The following is a 16,186-nucleotide window of genomic DNA, read 5'->3' on the forward strand; positions in this document are numbered from 1 at the left end:
GAAAATCCTGAGCATTACCTCCCTTGGAACTACCAACAAAATCAAGAGATAACTCAGTCATAGACTGGGTTAGCGCCATTCTAAATAACTCAACTTGCCATGTCACACTATCCCGCCGTAAGCTCACAATCCTTACGGCGTCATCCTCGAACGGTGTTCTTGATCTTCTTTGCATCACATGTATCCAGGTAAACGATGGTTTATGTTCGATGTCTTCTTTTTTCATATTCAGTCCTTAGTTTTAGTTAACCTCAAATCTAACTAGGGACTGGACATGGGGATTATCGACTTATGTAAAGGTTTATGCCGAGAAAGCTGATGAACCAATATTAAAATGAGCACTGAAATTTGGTAATTCTGTTTGTAGTTGATGTACCGCTTCAACGCGTTCCGTAGGTATTACGCGAGCATATCGTTTTGTAGATTTTCCGTCTTTATGATGTAGTAGCTCCTGTGTCGTCTGAATGTTCTTATAAATTTTTGTTACCAATGTCGCAAATGTGTGGCGTGTATCGTACATTACAAAATTAATCTCATATTCTTTTCTGAAAGTTGTAAAGGTTGTTTTATAGCTCACTAAATGATTTCCTGGCCTTGTTGGTGATGGAAATACCCAGTTACCCTCCTGTGAGTGCATAGGGTGTTTTTTCCACTCCTTAAATACAATAAGCAGTTCAGCTGCTAATGGGCACCACTGTGTTTCTTTGATCTTGCCTTTTGTTGCGCGGATCTTAATTTGGTTATTTTCTAAATCAACATCAGACCACTTTAGTGCCAAGGCATATTTAGGTCTTAACCCGGTTGCTAAACTGGTTAAAATAAGTGGCGTTAAATAATCAGAAAAGCAACAGGTAATGTTCAAATTAGTGAGCTTTGAATCATCACGTTTTTTTAAACATTGCATTAAAAACTTTAACTCTTTTACATTTAGATAACGGTCACTAGCATTATCAATTTTAAACTTTAAGCTTTCACCATATAAGGAGTCACAACATTTAAACAAACCAGTATATTGTGAAGCCTCTTGCAGTAACGCCCTAAGGGTACAAACCCAATCTTTTAAAGTCGATTCTCCGACAGTATAGGGGCTGTCCCCATTTTGGATTTGAGTTGCTGTTCTATTTCGCTTGTATGAAGTAACAAAATCAACAAGCTGCTTGCCTTTGATTTGATCTACTGGATATTGAAGTAAGTGTGGAAATTTTGATTCAATTAATTGAGTTTTACGGTCTACAGTTTCAGGGTTTTTCAAGTATAAAATGTTGGCGTACTTTGGTAAAAATTCGGCAAGAGTAGGCACCTCATGAACTGTATTAGTTTTTGCCTTTAATTGTCTATAAGCTTCCAAATGTTGATCTAGTTTAGATTGAGTTGTTTTGGAAAGATAGCCAACTAATTCATATTTCGCATTTAATTCTCCGGGGTATCTGCCTCTATGGTAAATCGCAATCGCTTGCTGCTGAATATTAGTAATTTTGCCTTTCGATACACCGAGCTTGGCCCGATAAATTCTAAAAGATACACCTGGCATCTTCATTGTTTTGAATTCAAGCATCGGAGTAGTACCTTTATTGTTAGATAAGAACGAAATTAATTTGGCTTTAATGACACATTGGCTTTGATCCGTGACCTTCATAAGTTAAATGTGATTTAATATGTTTGAGTTTAATGAATTTAGCTGAACACCAGCCTGATTGATTAAAGTGATTGCACCGCCGATTAATTGATAAATATTCACTCTGTATTGTTCCTGCTTGTTTAATTGATAACAGGAATGCTAAAAAATTTTTTTTAAATCGCTAAATCTTGATTATGCTTTGTTTTATATTTTTTGTAATAACATCGGGTTATTAATATCAAAAAATAAAAATTATTTTTAGCATAATAAATTTTTCTGGAAAATTATCTATTGATTTTAAATAGCGTCATCTTCTAATTGTCTTGGAAACGTTATGACGCCATATTTACTAAATGAAAAAGAAACCTCGAAATTGCTGTGCGTATCAGTAAGTAAACTGCAAAAAAGCCGTAGTAAATCCTCTAATTTAATCGCTGAACGTAAATTACCACCGTTTGTAAAAGTTGATGGGTTAGTTCGTTATGTGCATGCAGAGATAATTGAATTTGTTAACGGGTTAAAGCGTCACGGGAAAGGCAGTAATGAAATTAAGCAAGACGGTAATGTTCGAACACCTGTTAGTAGAGTTCATAAAGTTTCAAGGCAGAAAGTACACTTAGACAATGATATCCCTGATGCTCTTGCTGGCTTGTGTTCATTTATGAACTAATATTGTCGACAAGCACCTCATTAATTTTTGAGTAAATGTTAAACTTCCACTAATCAAGAACAGTAACACTACAAATGACAGTTGTTGAATAATGTAAATGTAAAAGATTTATTTTGAACTAAAACTACCTAAGCTGCTGTTATTGTGAGATATTAAATATGATATAAAAAGCATATTTGTAGTGACATCAACAATGGAAGTTAGAGCTATGCTGGCTCATCGTGTTTCTAAGGAGTTAAAGTGTTAAGTAGTATTTTTGAATCGTCGACGGGGAAAAAACAATCGGCTAAAACTGTAGTTTCGCCTGAGCAGAAGGTTGCAGCTACCAAACAGAGTGATGTAGACGTTGATGTTTGGTACCCGTTACGAGTGTATAAAGTTACTGTTCAATATAAATTGCTCAGTGAGTTAGGTGAGCTTTCACACTTTATCTTAAATGTGATGGATTCTCATGCTTTAACCTTCACCCAGATAGAAGATGTGACAGGCCTAAGTCAAATGCAACTGACGCCTGTTATTGGTCGGCTAAGAGGTTTGGACCTGTTAAACCACGATGGTATAACCCCTAAAGGTAAAATGCTTGCCTACATACTACGTCATGTTCACGATAAAGAGCTGACGCTTGCTCTCGATCGCCATTACCATTATACATATAAAGACATTGATATGCTGCTTGTGCCAAGTAGTTCATCGGAGCTGAAAGATATTCCATTAGATGCGTTGGTTATCCCTGAGGCCAAACCGTTTAAACATAGCAAGACTGAAGATTGCTTCGCCCAGGAAGAACGCTTTCAACAAAAACTACCAGAGCTTTTACCTAAAGTAATACCTGAATTTGAAGCCTTGTTACCTCAACTTGGTGCTCGTTGGGGTGTCGAATGGAGTGTTACTGTTCGCCAGGTAGATAAAAATAAAGGAATATGTCACAGCCTGCCTCTGAAAAGTTATTTGAATATAAGTGGACAGGATAAAACACATTTAACCTTATATACCCCAGCATTAGTATTGAGCACCAAGTTTACCTTTGCTGAAGGTTTTGATTGGGGAGACAATTTGAGCCCGGCAGAAGAAATAAGCACTGTATATTCTGAAATTGATGATCAAATCTATAATCAAAATAATGCTGTCACAATATCTGACCCTGACTTTTCTTTGCAAGGTGAGCCCGAGTCTCTCTATCAAGATGTTGCACAGGAAATGATCAAAACAAGCATCACACAGTTAAACGATGAACATGAGTTGTTTTCACGAAACCATAGTTTCACCAATGCCTGGCAACAACATCAGTACACTTATCAAGAGTTGATGGATAATTTAACTCACCCAGATGTGATTAGAGGATAACGATGAAAACATTAGAAAAATATTCATCATTAACAGAGCATTTATTGAATGACAGCCGAGTTCAACGCTATGGAATGATGTTAGTTAAACATGGTTTAAAAGGAGCTGCAAAAAAGGTTAATCCAGCTTTAATGGTGTTAGATGCAGGACTGGCTGTACTAGAAGCTTGTAACAGCTATCTCAAATACGCCAAAGAGCGCGAAGTCACACGTCAAATCGTGGCTGAAAACAGATTGATTGAAGCGCAGCTAAGACAGCAACTGGATATCATGAAGCTTGACCACAAACTGATGCTTGAAAGTAGCGAAGTAAGATACCAGTCGTTATCTAGAGCTGTTGCCGAAAGCTCGATAGTCGTCATGCAAATGCAAAAATCCATTAACCAATCACTTAAGCATGCTCAAAAAATGCAACTTCTTGTCAGAGCTGAAAGAGAAAAGGGAACATCTTTTGAGCAGTTACAAACATTACAAAAGCAACTAGATGAATTTCTCCGTTCAGCGATGATGTGCGTCATGAGCGCTGTAGAAGATTAATTAACTATAAGAGAACAAAAAATGAAAAAAGTAACACCAATTGAAGGCGATTTTATTTCGCGTACGACCCAGTCACGACCTGGCGCGATGAAGAAAGGCAATAAGTCAAATAATAACCTTGGCGAGATGTTAAAAAAGTTGGATGGTCAGCAACTCGTGGAGTTGGGAAGCAAAGTACTTGATACAGCCAGTAGTGGTATGGACCTGCTTAAGGAAAAAGAGAAAACTTCACAGGTACGCGCTCAAATTTCATTGGATATGAAAAAAGTGGAAGCAGGGAAACAAGCCGCGGTATTAGACTTTAAGATTAGAACGGCTGAATTTGATGCTGAAGATAAAATAGATCAGCGCAGGCATGCAGAAAGAGTGCTTGAGCTATCAGAGTTTGGTAAAAAGCAAAATGATGAAGATGGTCACATTATGAAAATATTGGATCTAGTCGAAGCTGAAACCATTTCTGCTGAGCTTTTGGCAGAATTAATTAACCAGATAAAAAGCTGAGGGTTAAGTGCCATTTCCAATATTTGCCGCTGCGGCTGGCGTCATTCTTACAGCAAGTGCAGTTGCTTGGTTTTTTGACCAAAAAACAGATGAAGAAAAGCGTCGTCAAAATCGAGCCTATCAAGAACGAGACAATATACGGTCACGCTTTAAAAGTGCTGCCGAGCAAGAGTCAGGCTATTTCACTGCTGCACAAAAAAAACAAGCAGATCTACATAAAACGCTGCTTTTAAAAGAAATTGAACAGTTATCAAAAAAAATCACGCCGATTTCAGAATCCTTAAGTGAATTGTACAAAATTATCCAATCGGAAATCGCAGCAGATACTACTAGTCCCTATCGTCGATCTGCTTTATTAAGGGAGTATGCTCGAATACAGGATGCCCAGAAGCGCCTGGATGAGTACCAAAAATATTTAGAATTTGAAAAACAACAAATAAATGCCTATTGGCAACAGCAGAGATACGGCCAACTCATCGATTTGGATGTTGCAGATGCTTTGCTCCCACTTGAGTGGTTGTATGAAGGGAAACTTGTCTTAGCTGAATTGTCCGATATAGGAAGGTTACAACCTAAGTTCAAACATCGGTTGTTGTTCAGTGGAAGTAGGGAACAACAGCAAGCATTAGCGTTAGGCTGCGGGGATGACTTCCCTATTCTAGTTGTTCGAGAGGGCAATAAAAATGACGGTACTTTTTTTGGCTGTGTAGCAAAGGGCTTGTGCTTTCACGATCATATTCGATCAAATACTCCTGCATTGATGGTCGTGGAACGTTCTTTAGCAAAAGATAAAGCTTATTTAGGAACCCTTTTTGATGGTTTGATAAAAGTTCAGTTACCAGACATGGCTTTGTTACATCCTTCTTTGAAGTGCATTCCAGGTCAAAAACTGTCTGTATTTTTTGATGCTTTCGATTCTACTCTCTCATGCAATCCGGCAGGAAAGCCAAATCAAAGTGGTTGGATGCCACCTCCAACAGTAAGTGCTAAACCTCCTGCTTTTCTTGGGCAAGATCATCTTGAGCTATACATAGAGGTTGACGAGCAACATTTAGAAAACATCACCGATGAACAATTTTACTCTGGACAAAGCCGGTGGACTTTAATTGGTCATGACTATGAAACTAACGAAGTGGTTTTTGGTAAAGCGAGCGTTCAATTAAGCTGTGTGCCAACGATGACTAATGACGGTTTAAGTGTCATTAAAATATCTCAACACAAAACAGCGCAAATCGGCGTTGACTTGCCTTTCGACTTTATTCTGGCGTCAAAAGCTATCAAGCCAAACGAGTATTTTAGCTGGCCCTATGGATTAGAACAGTTGTATACCTTTGTGAGCCAGGCACTAATCGATAAAAATTCTACCAAAGAACGGCTTAAACAAGTCGAATTCTTTAAAAGGTGGCAACGAGTTGTTGATTATCAGAAAAAAGTTGAAAGTGAATGCTTTGTGGAGTTTGATGCCACGCCTGAGTTAGTGGAGAGCAACAGTCATTTTTTGATAATACCGAAAGAATGTATTCAGCAAGCGTGTATCAACGATAAAACGATTATCACTTTTATTAAAGACATTGAGAAGGCTGAGTACCTCTCTTTACATCGATCTTTTCACTTGCTGATTTGGGACGAAGATCGTGGCGACTATTTGCCCGCTATTGATAAAAATCGAGTTAATCATAGTAACATTTCAATTACTTCAGAACAGTCGGTTGAAATAAGAGCCGTGTTGTTTAATTTTAATAATATCAACTTGAATGAAAAGCAAAAATTTAAGTTTGTTGTTACTAAACCTAATCCTGCTCTCAAAAGGCAGCAACAAGCTTTAGATGCGTTATTTGAAGACAGGCTTGTTGAATTACGACTGAAAGATATATTTTTATCTCCATCAAGCTATCAATCTGAATATCTTGCTCACTGGAAAGATAAAGATATTGAATGGAGTGACTCACTCACGCCAAGCCAGCAGGATGTTGTTAGAACAGCCTTGACAGCAAAACACATCGCGATGATCCAGGGGCCACCAGGCACTGGAAAAACAACAACTATCGTAGAAATGTTATATCAATTGATATCTCACAATCCAAATCAACGTATCTTGGTTGTATCACAGCAGAATACCGCTGTGGATAACGCCATTATAAAATTTAAGAAAAGATATCCTGAACTGATCGCTGATGGCGTAAATATTGTTAGGATTGGGAATCCAGTAAAACTTGATGATGAAATCATGGAAGATCATTTTGACAGACTCTATGATGAGTTTCTTTCAAAACAACTGGACTCTGTGAGTCGCATGACACACTTACTAGAAGGTGGTGTCAGAGATGCTTCCTATGAATGGGCTGCGTTGTTAAAAGAAATGATTGCAAATACTGGCAGCAATAAGGTATCAGATGAATTTTTTTCCACAATGTTAGCAGACAAAAATTTAATTGGCGCAACCTGTGTAGGTTTGGCAGCAAGAAAAGCTGGGGTGGATCATTTAGATTTTGATATTGCTATTGTCGATGAAGCTGGTCGTGCAACGGTACCTGAGTTGCTGATCCCATTGCTTCGCTCGAAAAAAGCAATTTTAATAGGAGATCATCATCAGCTACCACCAAGTATTGCACCTGTTCTTCTCGATGATTCTGCAAAAAATGAGTTAGATTTCCTAAAAGAAACTTTCCTGAAAAATAGCTTTTTTGAAGTGCTGTTCGAGCAACTTCCTGATGATTGTACTGCATCATTAAAGGAGCAGTTTCGAATGGCTGCGCCGATTGGAGACCTTGTTGCTGATCTTTTTTATACAAGAAACGGTGAAAGGCAACTTTTTAATGGTGCTGGTGACACGAGCGACACAAGTTCATTTGTTCATCCAGCTTGTTTAATTTGGCAAGATGTCCGTGGAGAACAGAAAAAACCACACAATTCCACCAGCATTGAAAACCTTGATGAAGCTATTGCAATTCGAGATTTTTTGCTTGAAATAGCTAAGAAACAACAAGTACCTATAGACGTTGCCGTGATAACACCTTATGGCGCACAAAAAATGAAAATCCGTCAGCTTTTAAATAAAGATTCAATTCGTCTTGGAAAACTCAATATTAAAGTTGATACAGTAGATAGCTTCCAAGGCAGTGAGGCCGAATTGGTCTGCTATTCGACTGTCAGGACTTATGGGTCGTTACAGTTTTTGTTAGATCGTAAACGTTTGAATGTTGCTTGCTCAAGAGCTAAGCAGAACTTGGTCTTCTTTGGCCATAGTCAATTTTTAAAAAAATGGCGTCCAAAAAACGATGAGACTAACCTCTTTGTAGAAATTTTAAAAAGAACAAAGTTGATCAGCCCGGTCAGAAAAGCCAGAACTAAGGTCAGGGTCTAAGCAAATTTCATATTAACACCACAATGTATAACCATCCATAGGATGTCATCCTATAGCAACGGTTTACTCTAGTAGAGCCTCTTTTTAAAACTTTAGGGGGCTTTACCACTAAATTAAAGTAGGAGATGAGCTCTTTACAGTCAGTTAGTTAGTACTATTTGAAGTTTTGTGAAGTGCTTCAAACAAGTTACAACCCTTAGTATGTTGTGATTATTACTATAAGATGCAATTAATTCAGTTGATGTTCAAAGAAAAATTAATGCAATTTAATTTACAATTAAGAATAAATTTTGAATAATAGATTTGCTCATTTTTGCATATCTTTGCATTAAAAAATGATCAAAAGTGCGATATATGTGCGATGGGATTGAAAAAGTTTGTATATCTTCATGCTGAAGATATAAAAAAAGCCTTATAGAATAAGACTTTGAATTGGTCGGGATGACAAGATTCGAACTTGTGACCTCACGTCCCCCAGACGCACGCGCTACCAGGCTGCGCTACACCCCGACTAATAATTCAAACGTAATGTTAAATAAATTCAAGGAGATTGCAACCGTTAATGCTGAAATTAAATCTGTTTGCCTATTTATTGCTCATTACCTGCGTTTTATTTTGGCTGCTGAACAAATTAATCTGCTGTACACCATCGATCAGCATCGGAAAATCTGAATCATCACTGATTAACGTATCCAACTGAGTTGAGTAAGTGGCGAAATTACCCTTTTGGTCGATAAGTAAATTTTTATCTTTTTTAATGACTAACAGACCCTCTGCGGTAGTGTTCGCATAAATCCGGTCATCTCTTACCCGGTAAATGTTATGGCCATTGCCATAGGTGGCATAAGGGGTGCGACATTCAAACCAATAACGCATTAATGTGGTTTGAATATCCATAACACTGGTTAATTCACTAATTTTTCTAGCTTTGATACCCGGGAATATAAGCAATGCCGGTTTCGGTTTCAACGCGGTTTGGCTATGTTTATTGCCTAAAGAACTAAACCAAATAATGTCTTTTTGCCCTTTCTTTTGTTGTGCTAACAACAGCGCATTAACAAACAGTTCATATTGATAATCGGTTTGATTGTCAAAATAGAATACATGTAACCCCGGTGCAAAACCGTTAAGTTTATCGGCAAAAACGAATTTTGAGATATCTTGATGTTTGGTTTTTGTGTTAAATAAACGTTCAAGACCAAAGGGCTGTTCAACAACACCTTCATCGCCATTGAACACGGTAACAGATGAGTCTAACTCGGTTGCGGCTAATTGTTGAAATAACATCGGGATAGCTTGTTGGTTACCCATATCTTCTTGATAAATGCTGGGTAAGCTATACAAAAAATTGAACCAGGAACTTTTACTGTCGGCATTATCGATATAGTTGAGTAGGGTGCTACCTTTAATCGCTGAGCTGCGATTAAATTGTTTGATTTGTTTTTCGCTTAATATCTTGTCATTTAAAATGATAAACACCGAGCGTTTGGGTTTCTCTAATACCTGACATTGTGGTGCCAATGCCGGGTATTTAGGAATTTCATTGGTAAATTTAAACGGGCTATTACGCCTTTGTTCAAAGTCGGTCTGATCAAAGAGTCCATATTTGGTTAATAGCGTTCTTGCGGTTGACGGGTATGATACCGGCAAAACCGTATCTTGCCTTAACACACTGTATTCCAGTTTGGCGTCAGCCCAAACATGAACCAGGTGACTAAAGAAAAATGATGCCACCAGCGAGGCAATAAACAGCCGCGGATACTTTCTTCGTTGTAATTCACGAATATGTTTCCAGGCGTAATTACTCATTAGCAGTTCAAAAATTAAAATGGCGAAGAAGGCAAACCCGGCAATGCCGTAGAAAGATAAGCTGTTGGTCGCCATTTGCTCTTTCACTAAGCGGATAATTTGTCCGCTTGAGGAAAGGTTTAAGTGATAACCAAGTTGTGAATAGGTGAAGCCGTCAAGTACTAACAGCGTTAATACGATAGTAAAAATAACCGAAGCCGCGCCACGAATCACCCGAGTTACCGGGTACAACAAGGTTAACGGAAATACCGTTAAGACAAAGGTGATAAAGGTAAGGAATGCCATATGGCTAAACCAGTTGGTTAGCATATAAGCCTTACCTATTAGGGTTTCGGGAACCCCTTCGGCATCAAGAAATATAATGGCGATTAAAATTGCCGCACCAATATTGAAAAAGGTAAACCAATGGCCCCAGCTAATCAGGTGAAGAAGACGTTTACTGTATGAACTATTTTCGTTGGTAACCATATAATTAATCGCGTTTATTTGTTATTTTACTTTTTAGTCGATTGCGCAGTGGATTGTTTTAGGGCATTGGAAAATTGTTCTGTCAATGCACTTCGTTTATTTTCAGGAACTTGATTATTAATGATAGTAGAAAGGGTATTTCCTAAACACATTAACGCAAGATCGGTTGATACTTCGTCTTCAACAAGGACATCAAGTAAGTTTTGTACAATTTTTTCTACACGTTCATTAGAATATTTAGATACAATAGGCATTATTTTTTAAATTACATCCATTTTAGGTTTTTGATTGATTAGTATCTAGTTTATCAAAACCTTTCACAAGATAAAACTGACCAATTATTATGAGTTTAATTATAACCAATATCGATCTGCATTATTTAACCAAAGCAGAAGGTATCAATGAAGTAAAAATTACCTCTAACAAAGGCCTAATTGAGATCAACGAAAAGATCTCAACGTTTGTAGAGTCTATCCACAACACTTATAACAGTAAGGCCAGTAAAGCCTATGGCGGTTTCAACATGGAACCCGTTGAAGGGGTGACGCAACCGTTTCATAAATTGCTGCAAGATTATTTAGACGATCAAGAGCAATTTGTACCATTTTCTAATCAGGCGTGTATTCGGTTAAAACAAGAATTAGAAAAATACGAATTGGCCGAAACCGGGTATTTAGTCACTTGTCACTATGAAATGCTAGGCGGCCGCTATTTATTGGTGGCGTTATTACCGGTAACAGAACATTACTACGTCGATGGTGAATTAAATATTGCTGCCGACAATCATATTGATACCTCGAAAATGCAACTTGCCGCCCGGATCGATTTGTTTGATTTTGCTGATAACGCTGAAAATGGTCGTTACATTTCTTTCATTAAAGGCAGAGCCGGACGTAAGGTATCGGATTTCTTCTTAGACTTTTTAGGTTGTGAAGAAGGGGTTAACGCAAAAGAGCAATCGCAACGATTGGTGCAAGCGGTAGAAGATTTTGTCAACGTTAATCAGTTAAACCCTGAAGAAAAGCAAAATACTCGTAAAGAACTGCTTTCGTACTGTAAAGAGCAGCAGCAAGTTGGTAAAGAGGTAGAGTTACAAGAATTATCGCAAGCCCTGCCGCACGAAGACAACGGCGATGAGTTCTATAAATTTTGTCAAGAAAACGAATATGAAATTGAAAATAAGTTTCCGCATGATCAAACCGTTATCAACAAAGTCACCAAGTATTCGGGCTTTGGCGCCGGTATTAGTGTCAGTTTTGAACGTTCGCACTTTGGTGGCGATGTGGTGTACAACCCGGTAAATGGCTCGTTAACCATTCATAAAGTGCCGCCAAATTTAAAAGATCAATTGATGAAATTGCTAGCGGATGCTGAAAATCAAAAGATTGCCGAGCAACAAAGTACGGCACAGAGTGATGCAACTGCCGCTGCAGAATTCGAGTAACAAACAAGATTAAACAATTTAAGTGATAAAGAGCTAAATAATATGACTACATTAACAATAACTCGCCCAGATGACTGGCATGTACATTTACGCGATGGCGAAGTATTAAAAGATACGGTAAAAGACACGGGCCGCTATTTTGGTCGTGCGATCATTATGCCAAACCTGGTGCCACCGGTAATGAATGCCGTGCAGGCAACCGAGTATTATGAGCGCATTCAGGCGGTGAATGAATCGCCAACGTTTAAACCACTGATGGTGTTATATCTTACCGATAACACTACCCCAGCAGATATCAAAGCCTGTAAAGCCAGTGGTATAGTGCATGCGGCAAAATTATATCCTGCCGGCGCCACCACCAATTCCGCTTCAGGGGTCACCGATATTAACAACATTTATCCGGTACTCGAGGCAATGCAGGCAGAAGATATGCCGTTATTGCTGCACGGGGAAGTTACCGATAATGACATTGATATCTTCGACCGTGAAAAAGCCTATATCGACAGAATTTTAACGCCAGTAGTTAATGATTTTCCAAATTTACGTATTGTGCTTGAACACATCACCACTAAAGATGCCGTTGACTTTGTCAATAGTGCCAGCGATAACGTAGCGGCAACCATTACTGCTCATCATTTATTGTTTAACCGCAATCACATGTTAGTGGGTGGCATTAAACCACATTATTACTGTTTACCGGTATTAAAGCGCAATACCCACCAACAAGCACTGGTTAGTGCGGCAACCAGTGGCAGCAATAAGTTTTTTTTAGGAACCGATTCTGCACCACACATTAAATCAGCGAAAGAAGCCGCCTGTGGCTGTGCTGGCTCTTATACTGCACATGCTGCCATTGAATTATACGCAGAAGTGTTCGAACAAGAGAATGCGTTAGATAAACTCGAAGGTTTTGCCAGTTTCAATGGCCCTGATTTCTACAAATTACCTCGTCATAACGATACCATCACCCTAGTCAAAGAAAGTTGGGATGTACCTGCTACCATGCCGTTTGGTAGTGATGTTGTGGTCCCAATTCGAGCGGGTGAACAAATGTTGTGGCAAGTGAAATAGGATACAAAATGAAGAACATGCAGTTGTTTGTTAACGATTTAACGGTGATCGATTTCTCTTATCTGTGTAGTGAAAGGGGAGTTGTTGGTGAAAGCTGGATTGTTGATGTGTTGTTATCCGGTGATTTAAATGCCGAAAGTATGGTACTGGATTTTGGCATTGTCAAAAAACAAATCAAGGCCATTATTGATGACTGTGTTGATCATAAATTGGTATTGCCGGTGCAAAACCCGGCTTTATCGATTACTGAATCAAAGCGTAGCAAACATTTGTACGTAGATTTTAACCTTGCTGACAAGCCGTTATTTTTACAATCACCAGGTGAAGCGTTTGCCCAAATCGATACCGGTAAAATTACTGAGGAATCGGTAACGCGTTACCTTGAAGCTGTTATAAAACAACAACTTCCAGAAAACGTACAAGGCATTGAATTAACCCTGAGAGCCGAGAATATTGATGGTTCATATTACCATTACACCCATGGTTTGAAAAAACACGACGGCAATTGCCAGCGCATCGCCCATGGTCATCGTTCAACAATCAGCATTTTTGAAAATGACACGCGCTCTGTCGCATTGGAACAGCAATGGTGTCAACGCTGGCAAGATATTTACCTGGCCAGCGCTTGTGATCAGGTAACACTGGCCGAAATTGAGTTATCTGATTTTGCCGAAAACAATTTGCAACCCGATCATCAATTCTTTTCTTATTACGCGCCACAAGGTCGATTCGACATTGCGGTTCGTGCTGGTGTATCCGAAGTTGTCGATTGTGACTCAACGGTTGAACTATTAGCCGATTACATTGCCAGACAATTAAAAGCACAAAACAGTGACAACAGTTTCAAAGTGGTTGCTTATGAAGGTGTCGGCAAAGGAGCAATAGCCAGTGTTTAAAAACATACCAACAACAGCAATAGTTTCAGCGTTAGCACTTTTCTGCGTTAGCGCGACAGCGTCAGCAAAAATTGATTTAAAGCTTGAAGGTGAAGTTATTCAAGGCGGAATGGTGGTTGGCATGACATCACCGGGTAATGCAGTTTCGCTTGATGATAATTCATTAAAAGTGTCAAGCCATGGTTTGTTTGCATTAGGCTTTTCTCGAGATGATGATAAAACTCATCACTTAGTCATTCGTAATGGAAGCGGTGAAACATTAAGTCAGTATTTAACACCGGCAAAACGTGAATATAACATTCAACGCATTGAAGGTATTGATAAAAAGATCATGTCGCCGAGTGCGGATGCACTCAAGCGGATTAAAAGTGACGGCATTAAAATTCGTGCCGCCAGAGCCATGGCTTCTGATAATATTGATTTTGCCCATGGATTCAAAGCGCCACATACTGGCAGGATCACGGGGGTATATGGTAGCCAGCGTGTTTACAATGGCGTTCCTAAAAATCCCCACTTTGGTTTAGATTATGCTGGCCCGAAAGGTACGGCAGTAAAATCACCGGCGGCCGGGGTAATTACACTTTGGCAGCCAGATATGTTTTACTCTGGTGGTACCTTAATTATTGACCACGGTCATGGCATCACGTCGACTTTCTTACATTTAAGTGCGAGTAAGGTACAAGTTGGTGATAAGGTGTTGCAAGGTCAGCCGATTGCCGAAATTGGCTCGACCGGGCGCTCAACTGGCCCACATCTAGACTGGCGAGTTAATTGGCATAACGTACGGTTAGATCCCGCATTAGTACTCACCATACCAAATTTTCACACCTTCAAAGTCAAAACCAAAAAATCCACCGAATAGCCGAATTTTGACCATAGAAAAGGGCGGTTATGCCCTTTTTTTCATCGACTTTCAATCAAACGTTTTTTGCCTGACTTAGCGCGTTCTAAATGATCCGATTGTACGTAAATTCTGTCGGTTGTGCCCATACTGGCATGGCCCAACTCATCGGCCATATGTTTTAACGGCCGAGAATCTATGTCCATAGACGCGCCTGTGTGTCGTAACCAGTGAGTGGTAGCTTCTTGCAGGGTTTGCGCTTCACTGGCAAAGCCTTCCTTCACCATTTGCTGATAAGCAAAATCAAACGCTTGCTGCACGATACGGCGTAATTGTCTGGCGGTCATGCCACCAGAGCCTTTCAGTTTATGAATCAGCGGGTCGGTTTCACTGGACAGCGGATAACCAGACAGGGCGCGGCTTTGACGATATCTGTCTAAGTACTCTAAATATGGATCTGGCACGGATACATCACGTTGTTTTGCGCCTTTGCCAAACACTTTAAACCAATGGTTTTTGTCTTTATCTTGCCAAAAATGTCCCATAACCGGCGACCAATTGGTGCGTTCAGAGAGCTCAGATATCCGTAAATATAAGGTCTTTAAGGTGGCGATGATGAATAGGGTGCGTTCATGATTTTCATCTTCATCGGCCATTTTTATCGAGCTTTCCAGGATGTAATCCCATTGCAGGCTAGATAACCGTTTCACTTCATTAAACGAGCTGTCTTTGATCAAATACGGGCAATCTTTTTTCACCGACGCAATCGCATTGCCAAAGGCATAATCTTCAGTGACCAGGTAATCATAAAACACATTCAATACCGAAAACGTAGCTTTTAACGCATCTTGTGAGCATTTATAGTTAAGTTTCTTTTGCTTAAAATCAATATCATCTAAGCGCTGAGCCTTGGGGATCTTAATGGTAAACGGGCGCCAGTCAGGATTGATATCACGAATGCCATTGCGATTATCAAAACGACGATAGACATTATCTGATATCCAATAATGCGGCGGCTTATTGACGAAATCGATATAGGTTTCCAGGTCGCGGCGTTTTAATTGCACCACAGATTTTTTATTGATTAGCCATGACCACAATAAAAACTTTTCCGTTTCACCACGAAATAAATTATAGGTGGCTTCATTGCGCCTGCCTTTAGATTGCAGGAACTCTTTGGTGAATCGATAATCATCCATTGCTTGCGGCACCGAATCACAACAGGATTCAACAAACGCTTTTACCGTTGGATTGTCATCACAAAATAAAGTGTTCTTGTGCATCAATTGAAAATATCGATGGGAATCAAATAACGGTTGTGCAATAAAAGTTTCTGACATGACAAGTTCTCAAATTATTATTTTTGGCATCGATTGGTATTCGTATGTTGCTTATTGCCTTAAACGGCGTATTGGCAGAGAAACACCAGAAAGCGTATTTAAAACATTAACATATTCAGATGCTATGCTAAATCCTTTTCAAGTAAATGTCCACTAATTAACATTAACGGACATTTCTATAGCTAAAATGCCCTAGAGCAACAGCAAGAGCCAAATCAAAAGCAATTAGCAAGTCAAAGTCAAAAGCAATTAGCAGAGCCTCCAGTTCCTCCATAAGTGGGCTT

Annotated in this window: 14 protein-coding genes and 1 tRNA gene; 9 read left to right on the forward strand and 6 right to left on the reverse strand. The window is 39.2% G+C overall.

Annotation, left to right across the window (positions count from 1 at the left end; genetic code table 11):
* Positions 1-226, reverse strand: a 226-nt coding sequence (locus tag ND16A_RS05670; RefSeq protein ID WP_033078364.1) for a hypothetical protein, incomplete at its 3' end; no start/stop codon positions are given.
* 75 nt (positions 227-301) lie between these two features.
* Positions 302-1,555, reverse strand: a complete 1,254-nt coding sequence (locus tag ND16A_RS05665; protein ID WP_160173530.1) for a tyrosine-type recombinase/integrase — start codon at positions 1,553-1,555, stop codon at positions 302-304.
* Between the two features lie 397 nt (positions 1,556-1,952).
* On the opposite strand from ND16A_RS05665, the gene ND16A_RS05660 reads away from it, so the two are divergent.
* The 5 genes from ND16A_RS05660 to ND16A_RS20335 all read left to right on the forward strand — a co-directional run bounded on the left by ND16A_RS05660 (position 1,953) and on the right by ND16A_RS20335 (position 8,033).
* Positions 1,953-2,288, forward strand: coding sequence for a hypothetical protein (locus ND16A_RS05660; RefSeq protein WP_033078366.1), 336 nt, complete (start codon positions 1,953-1,955; stop codon positions 2,286-2,288).
* Positions 2,289-2,528: 240 nt separating this feature from the next.
* Positions 2,529-3,632 carry a hypothetical protein gene (locus ND16A_RS05655; RefSeq protein ID WP_033078367.1) on the forward strand — a complete coding sequence of 368 codons (1,104 nt, stop codon included), beginning with the start codon at positions 2,529-2,531 and terminating at the stop codon, positions 3,630-3,632.
* 2 nt (positions 3,633-3,634) lie between these two features.
* Positions 3,635-4,168 carry a hypothetical protein gene (locus ND16A_RS05650; RefSeq protein ID WP_033078368.1) on the forward strand — a complete coding sequence of 178 codons (534 nt, stop codon included), beginning with the start codon at positions 3,635-3,637 and terminating at the stop codon, positions 4,166-4,168.
* Positions 4,169-4,189: 21 nt separating this feature from the next.
* Positions 4,190-4,669, forward strand: coding sequence for a hypothetical protein (locus tag ND16A_RS05645; protein WP_033078369.1), 480 nt, complete (start codon positions 4,190-4,192; stop codon positions 4,667-4,669).
* A gap of 7 nt (positions 4,670-4,676) precedes the next feature.
* Positions 4,677-8,033 (forward strand): DEAD/DEAH box helicase, encoded by a 3,357-nt coding sequence (locus tag ND16A_RS20335; RefSeq protein WP_052073193.1) that lies wholly within the window; start codon positions 4,677-4,679, stop codon positions 8,031-8,033.
* 433 nt (positions 8,034-8,466) lie between these two features.
* On the opposite strand, the gene ND16A_RS05640 is transcribed toward ND16A_RS20335, so the two are convergent.
* The 3 genes from ND16A_RS05640 to ND16A_RS05630 form a co-directional block, all read right to left on the reverse strand.
* Positions 8,467-8,543: transfer RNA gene (locus ND16A_RS05640), tRNA-Pro, on the reverse strand.
* 75 nt (positions 8,544-8,618) lie between these two features.
* The gene (locus ND16A_RS05635; RefSeq protein WP_033078370.1) at positions 8,619-10,310 is read right to left on the reverse strand and encodes a DUF3413 domain-containing protein; all 1,692 of its coding nucleotides are present in this window, start codon (positions 10,308-10,310) and stop codon (positions 8,619-8,621) included.
* 26 nt (positions 10,311-10,336) lie between these two features.
* A complete protein-coding gene (locus ND16A_RS05630) occupies positions 10,337-10,564 on the reverse strand; it encodes a DUF1414 domain-containing protein (protein WP_033078371.1) in 228 nt (75 codons plus the stop codon).
* A gap of 89 nt (positions 10,565-10,653) precedes the next feature.
* On the opposite strand from ND16A_RS05630, the gene yejK reads away from it, so the two are divergent.
* The 4 genes from yejK to ND16A_RS05610 are packed head-to-tail and all read left to right on the forward strand — an operon-like array spanning position 10,654 to position 14,583.
* A complete protein-coding gene (gene yejK, locus ND16A_RS05625; RefSeq protein ID WP_052073194.1) occupies positions 10,654-11,754 on the forward strand; it encodes a nucleoid-associated protein YejK in 1,101 nt (366 codons plus the stop codon).
* Positions 11,755-11,796: 42 nt separating this feature from the next.
* Positions 11,797-12,825: a dihydroorotase gene (pyrC, locus tag ND16A_RS05620; RefSeq protein WP_033078372.1), complete on the forward strand. Its 1,029-nt coding sequence runs from the start codon at positions 11,797-11,799 to the stop codon at positions 12,823-12,825.
* 17 nt (positions 12,826-12,842) lie between these two features.
* Positions 12,843-13,721, forward strand: a complete 879-nt coding sequence (locus ND16A_RS05615) for a 6-carboxytetrahydropterin synthase (protein ID WP_033078376.1) — start codon at positions 12,843-12,845, stop codon at positions 13,719-13,721.
* Entirely contained in the window at positions 13,714-14,583 is an 870-nt protein-coding gene (locus tag ND16A_RS05610) for a M23 family metallopeptidase (protein ID WP_235282166.1), read from the forward strand. Before ND16A_RS05615 ends, ND16A_RS05610 begins: the two co-directional genes overlap by 8 nt.
* 41 nt (positions 14,584-14,624) lie before the next feature.
* On the opposite strand, the gene ND16A_RS05605 is transcribed toward ND16A_RS05610, so the two are convergent.
* On the reverse strand, positions 14,625-15,902 hold the full coding sequence (locus tag ND16A_RS05605; RefSeq protein WP_033078373.1) for a tyrosine-type recombinase/integrase: 1,278 nt from the start codon (positions 15,900-15,902) through the stop codon (positions 14,625-14,627).
* Positions 15,903-16,186: the final 284 nt, after the last annotated feature.

Source organism: Thalassotalea sp. ND16A (genome assembly GCF_000764205.1).
Taxonomy (GTDB): domain Bacteria; phylum Pseudomonadota; class Gammaproteobacteria; order Enterobacterales; family Alteromonadaceae; genus Thalassotalea_A.

Excerpts from the sequence above, each read along its gene's own strand:
- ND16A_RS05635 (WP_033078370.1), bottom strand. The coding sequence starts at position 10,310 with ATGGTTACCAACGAAAATAGTTCATACAGTAAACGTCTTCTTCACCTG.
- ND16A_RS05615 (WP_033078376.1), top strand. The coding sequence starts at position 12,843 with ATGCAGTTGTTTGTTAACGATTTAACGGTGATCGATTTCTCTTATCTG.
- yejK (WP_052073194.1), top strand. The coding sequence starts at position 10,654 with ATGAGTTTAATTATAACCAATATCGATCTGCATTATTTAACCAAAGCA.
- ND16A_RS05665 (WP_160173530.1), bottom strand. The coding sequence starts at position 1,555 with ATGCTTGAATTCAAAACAATGAAGATGCCAGGTGTATCTTTTAGAATT.
- ND16A_RS05650 (WP_033078368.1), top strand. The coding sequence starts at position 3,635 with ATGAAAACATTAGAAAAATATTCATCATTAACAGAGCATTTATTGAAT.
- pyrC (WP_033078372.1), top strand. The coding sequence starts at position 11,797 with ATGACTACATTAACAATAACTCGCCCAGATGACTGGCATGTACATTTA.
- ND16A_RS05630 (WP_033078371.1), bottom strand. The coding sequence starts at position 10,564 with ATGCCTATTGTATCTAAATATTCTAATGAACGTGTAGAAAAAATTGTA.
- ND16A_RS05645 (WP_033078369.1), top strand. The coding sequence starts at position 4,190 with ATGAAAAAAGTAACACCAATTGAAGGCGATTTTATTTCGCGTACGACC.
- ND16A_RS05605 (WP_033078373.1), bottom strand. The coding sequence starts at position 15,902 with ATGTCAGAAACTTTTATTGCACAACCGTTATTTGATTCCCATCGATAT.
- ND16A_RS05660 (WP_033078366.1), top strand. The coding sequence starts at position 1,953 with ATGACGCCATATTTACTAAATGAAAAAGAAACCTCGAAATTGCTGTGC.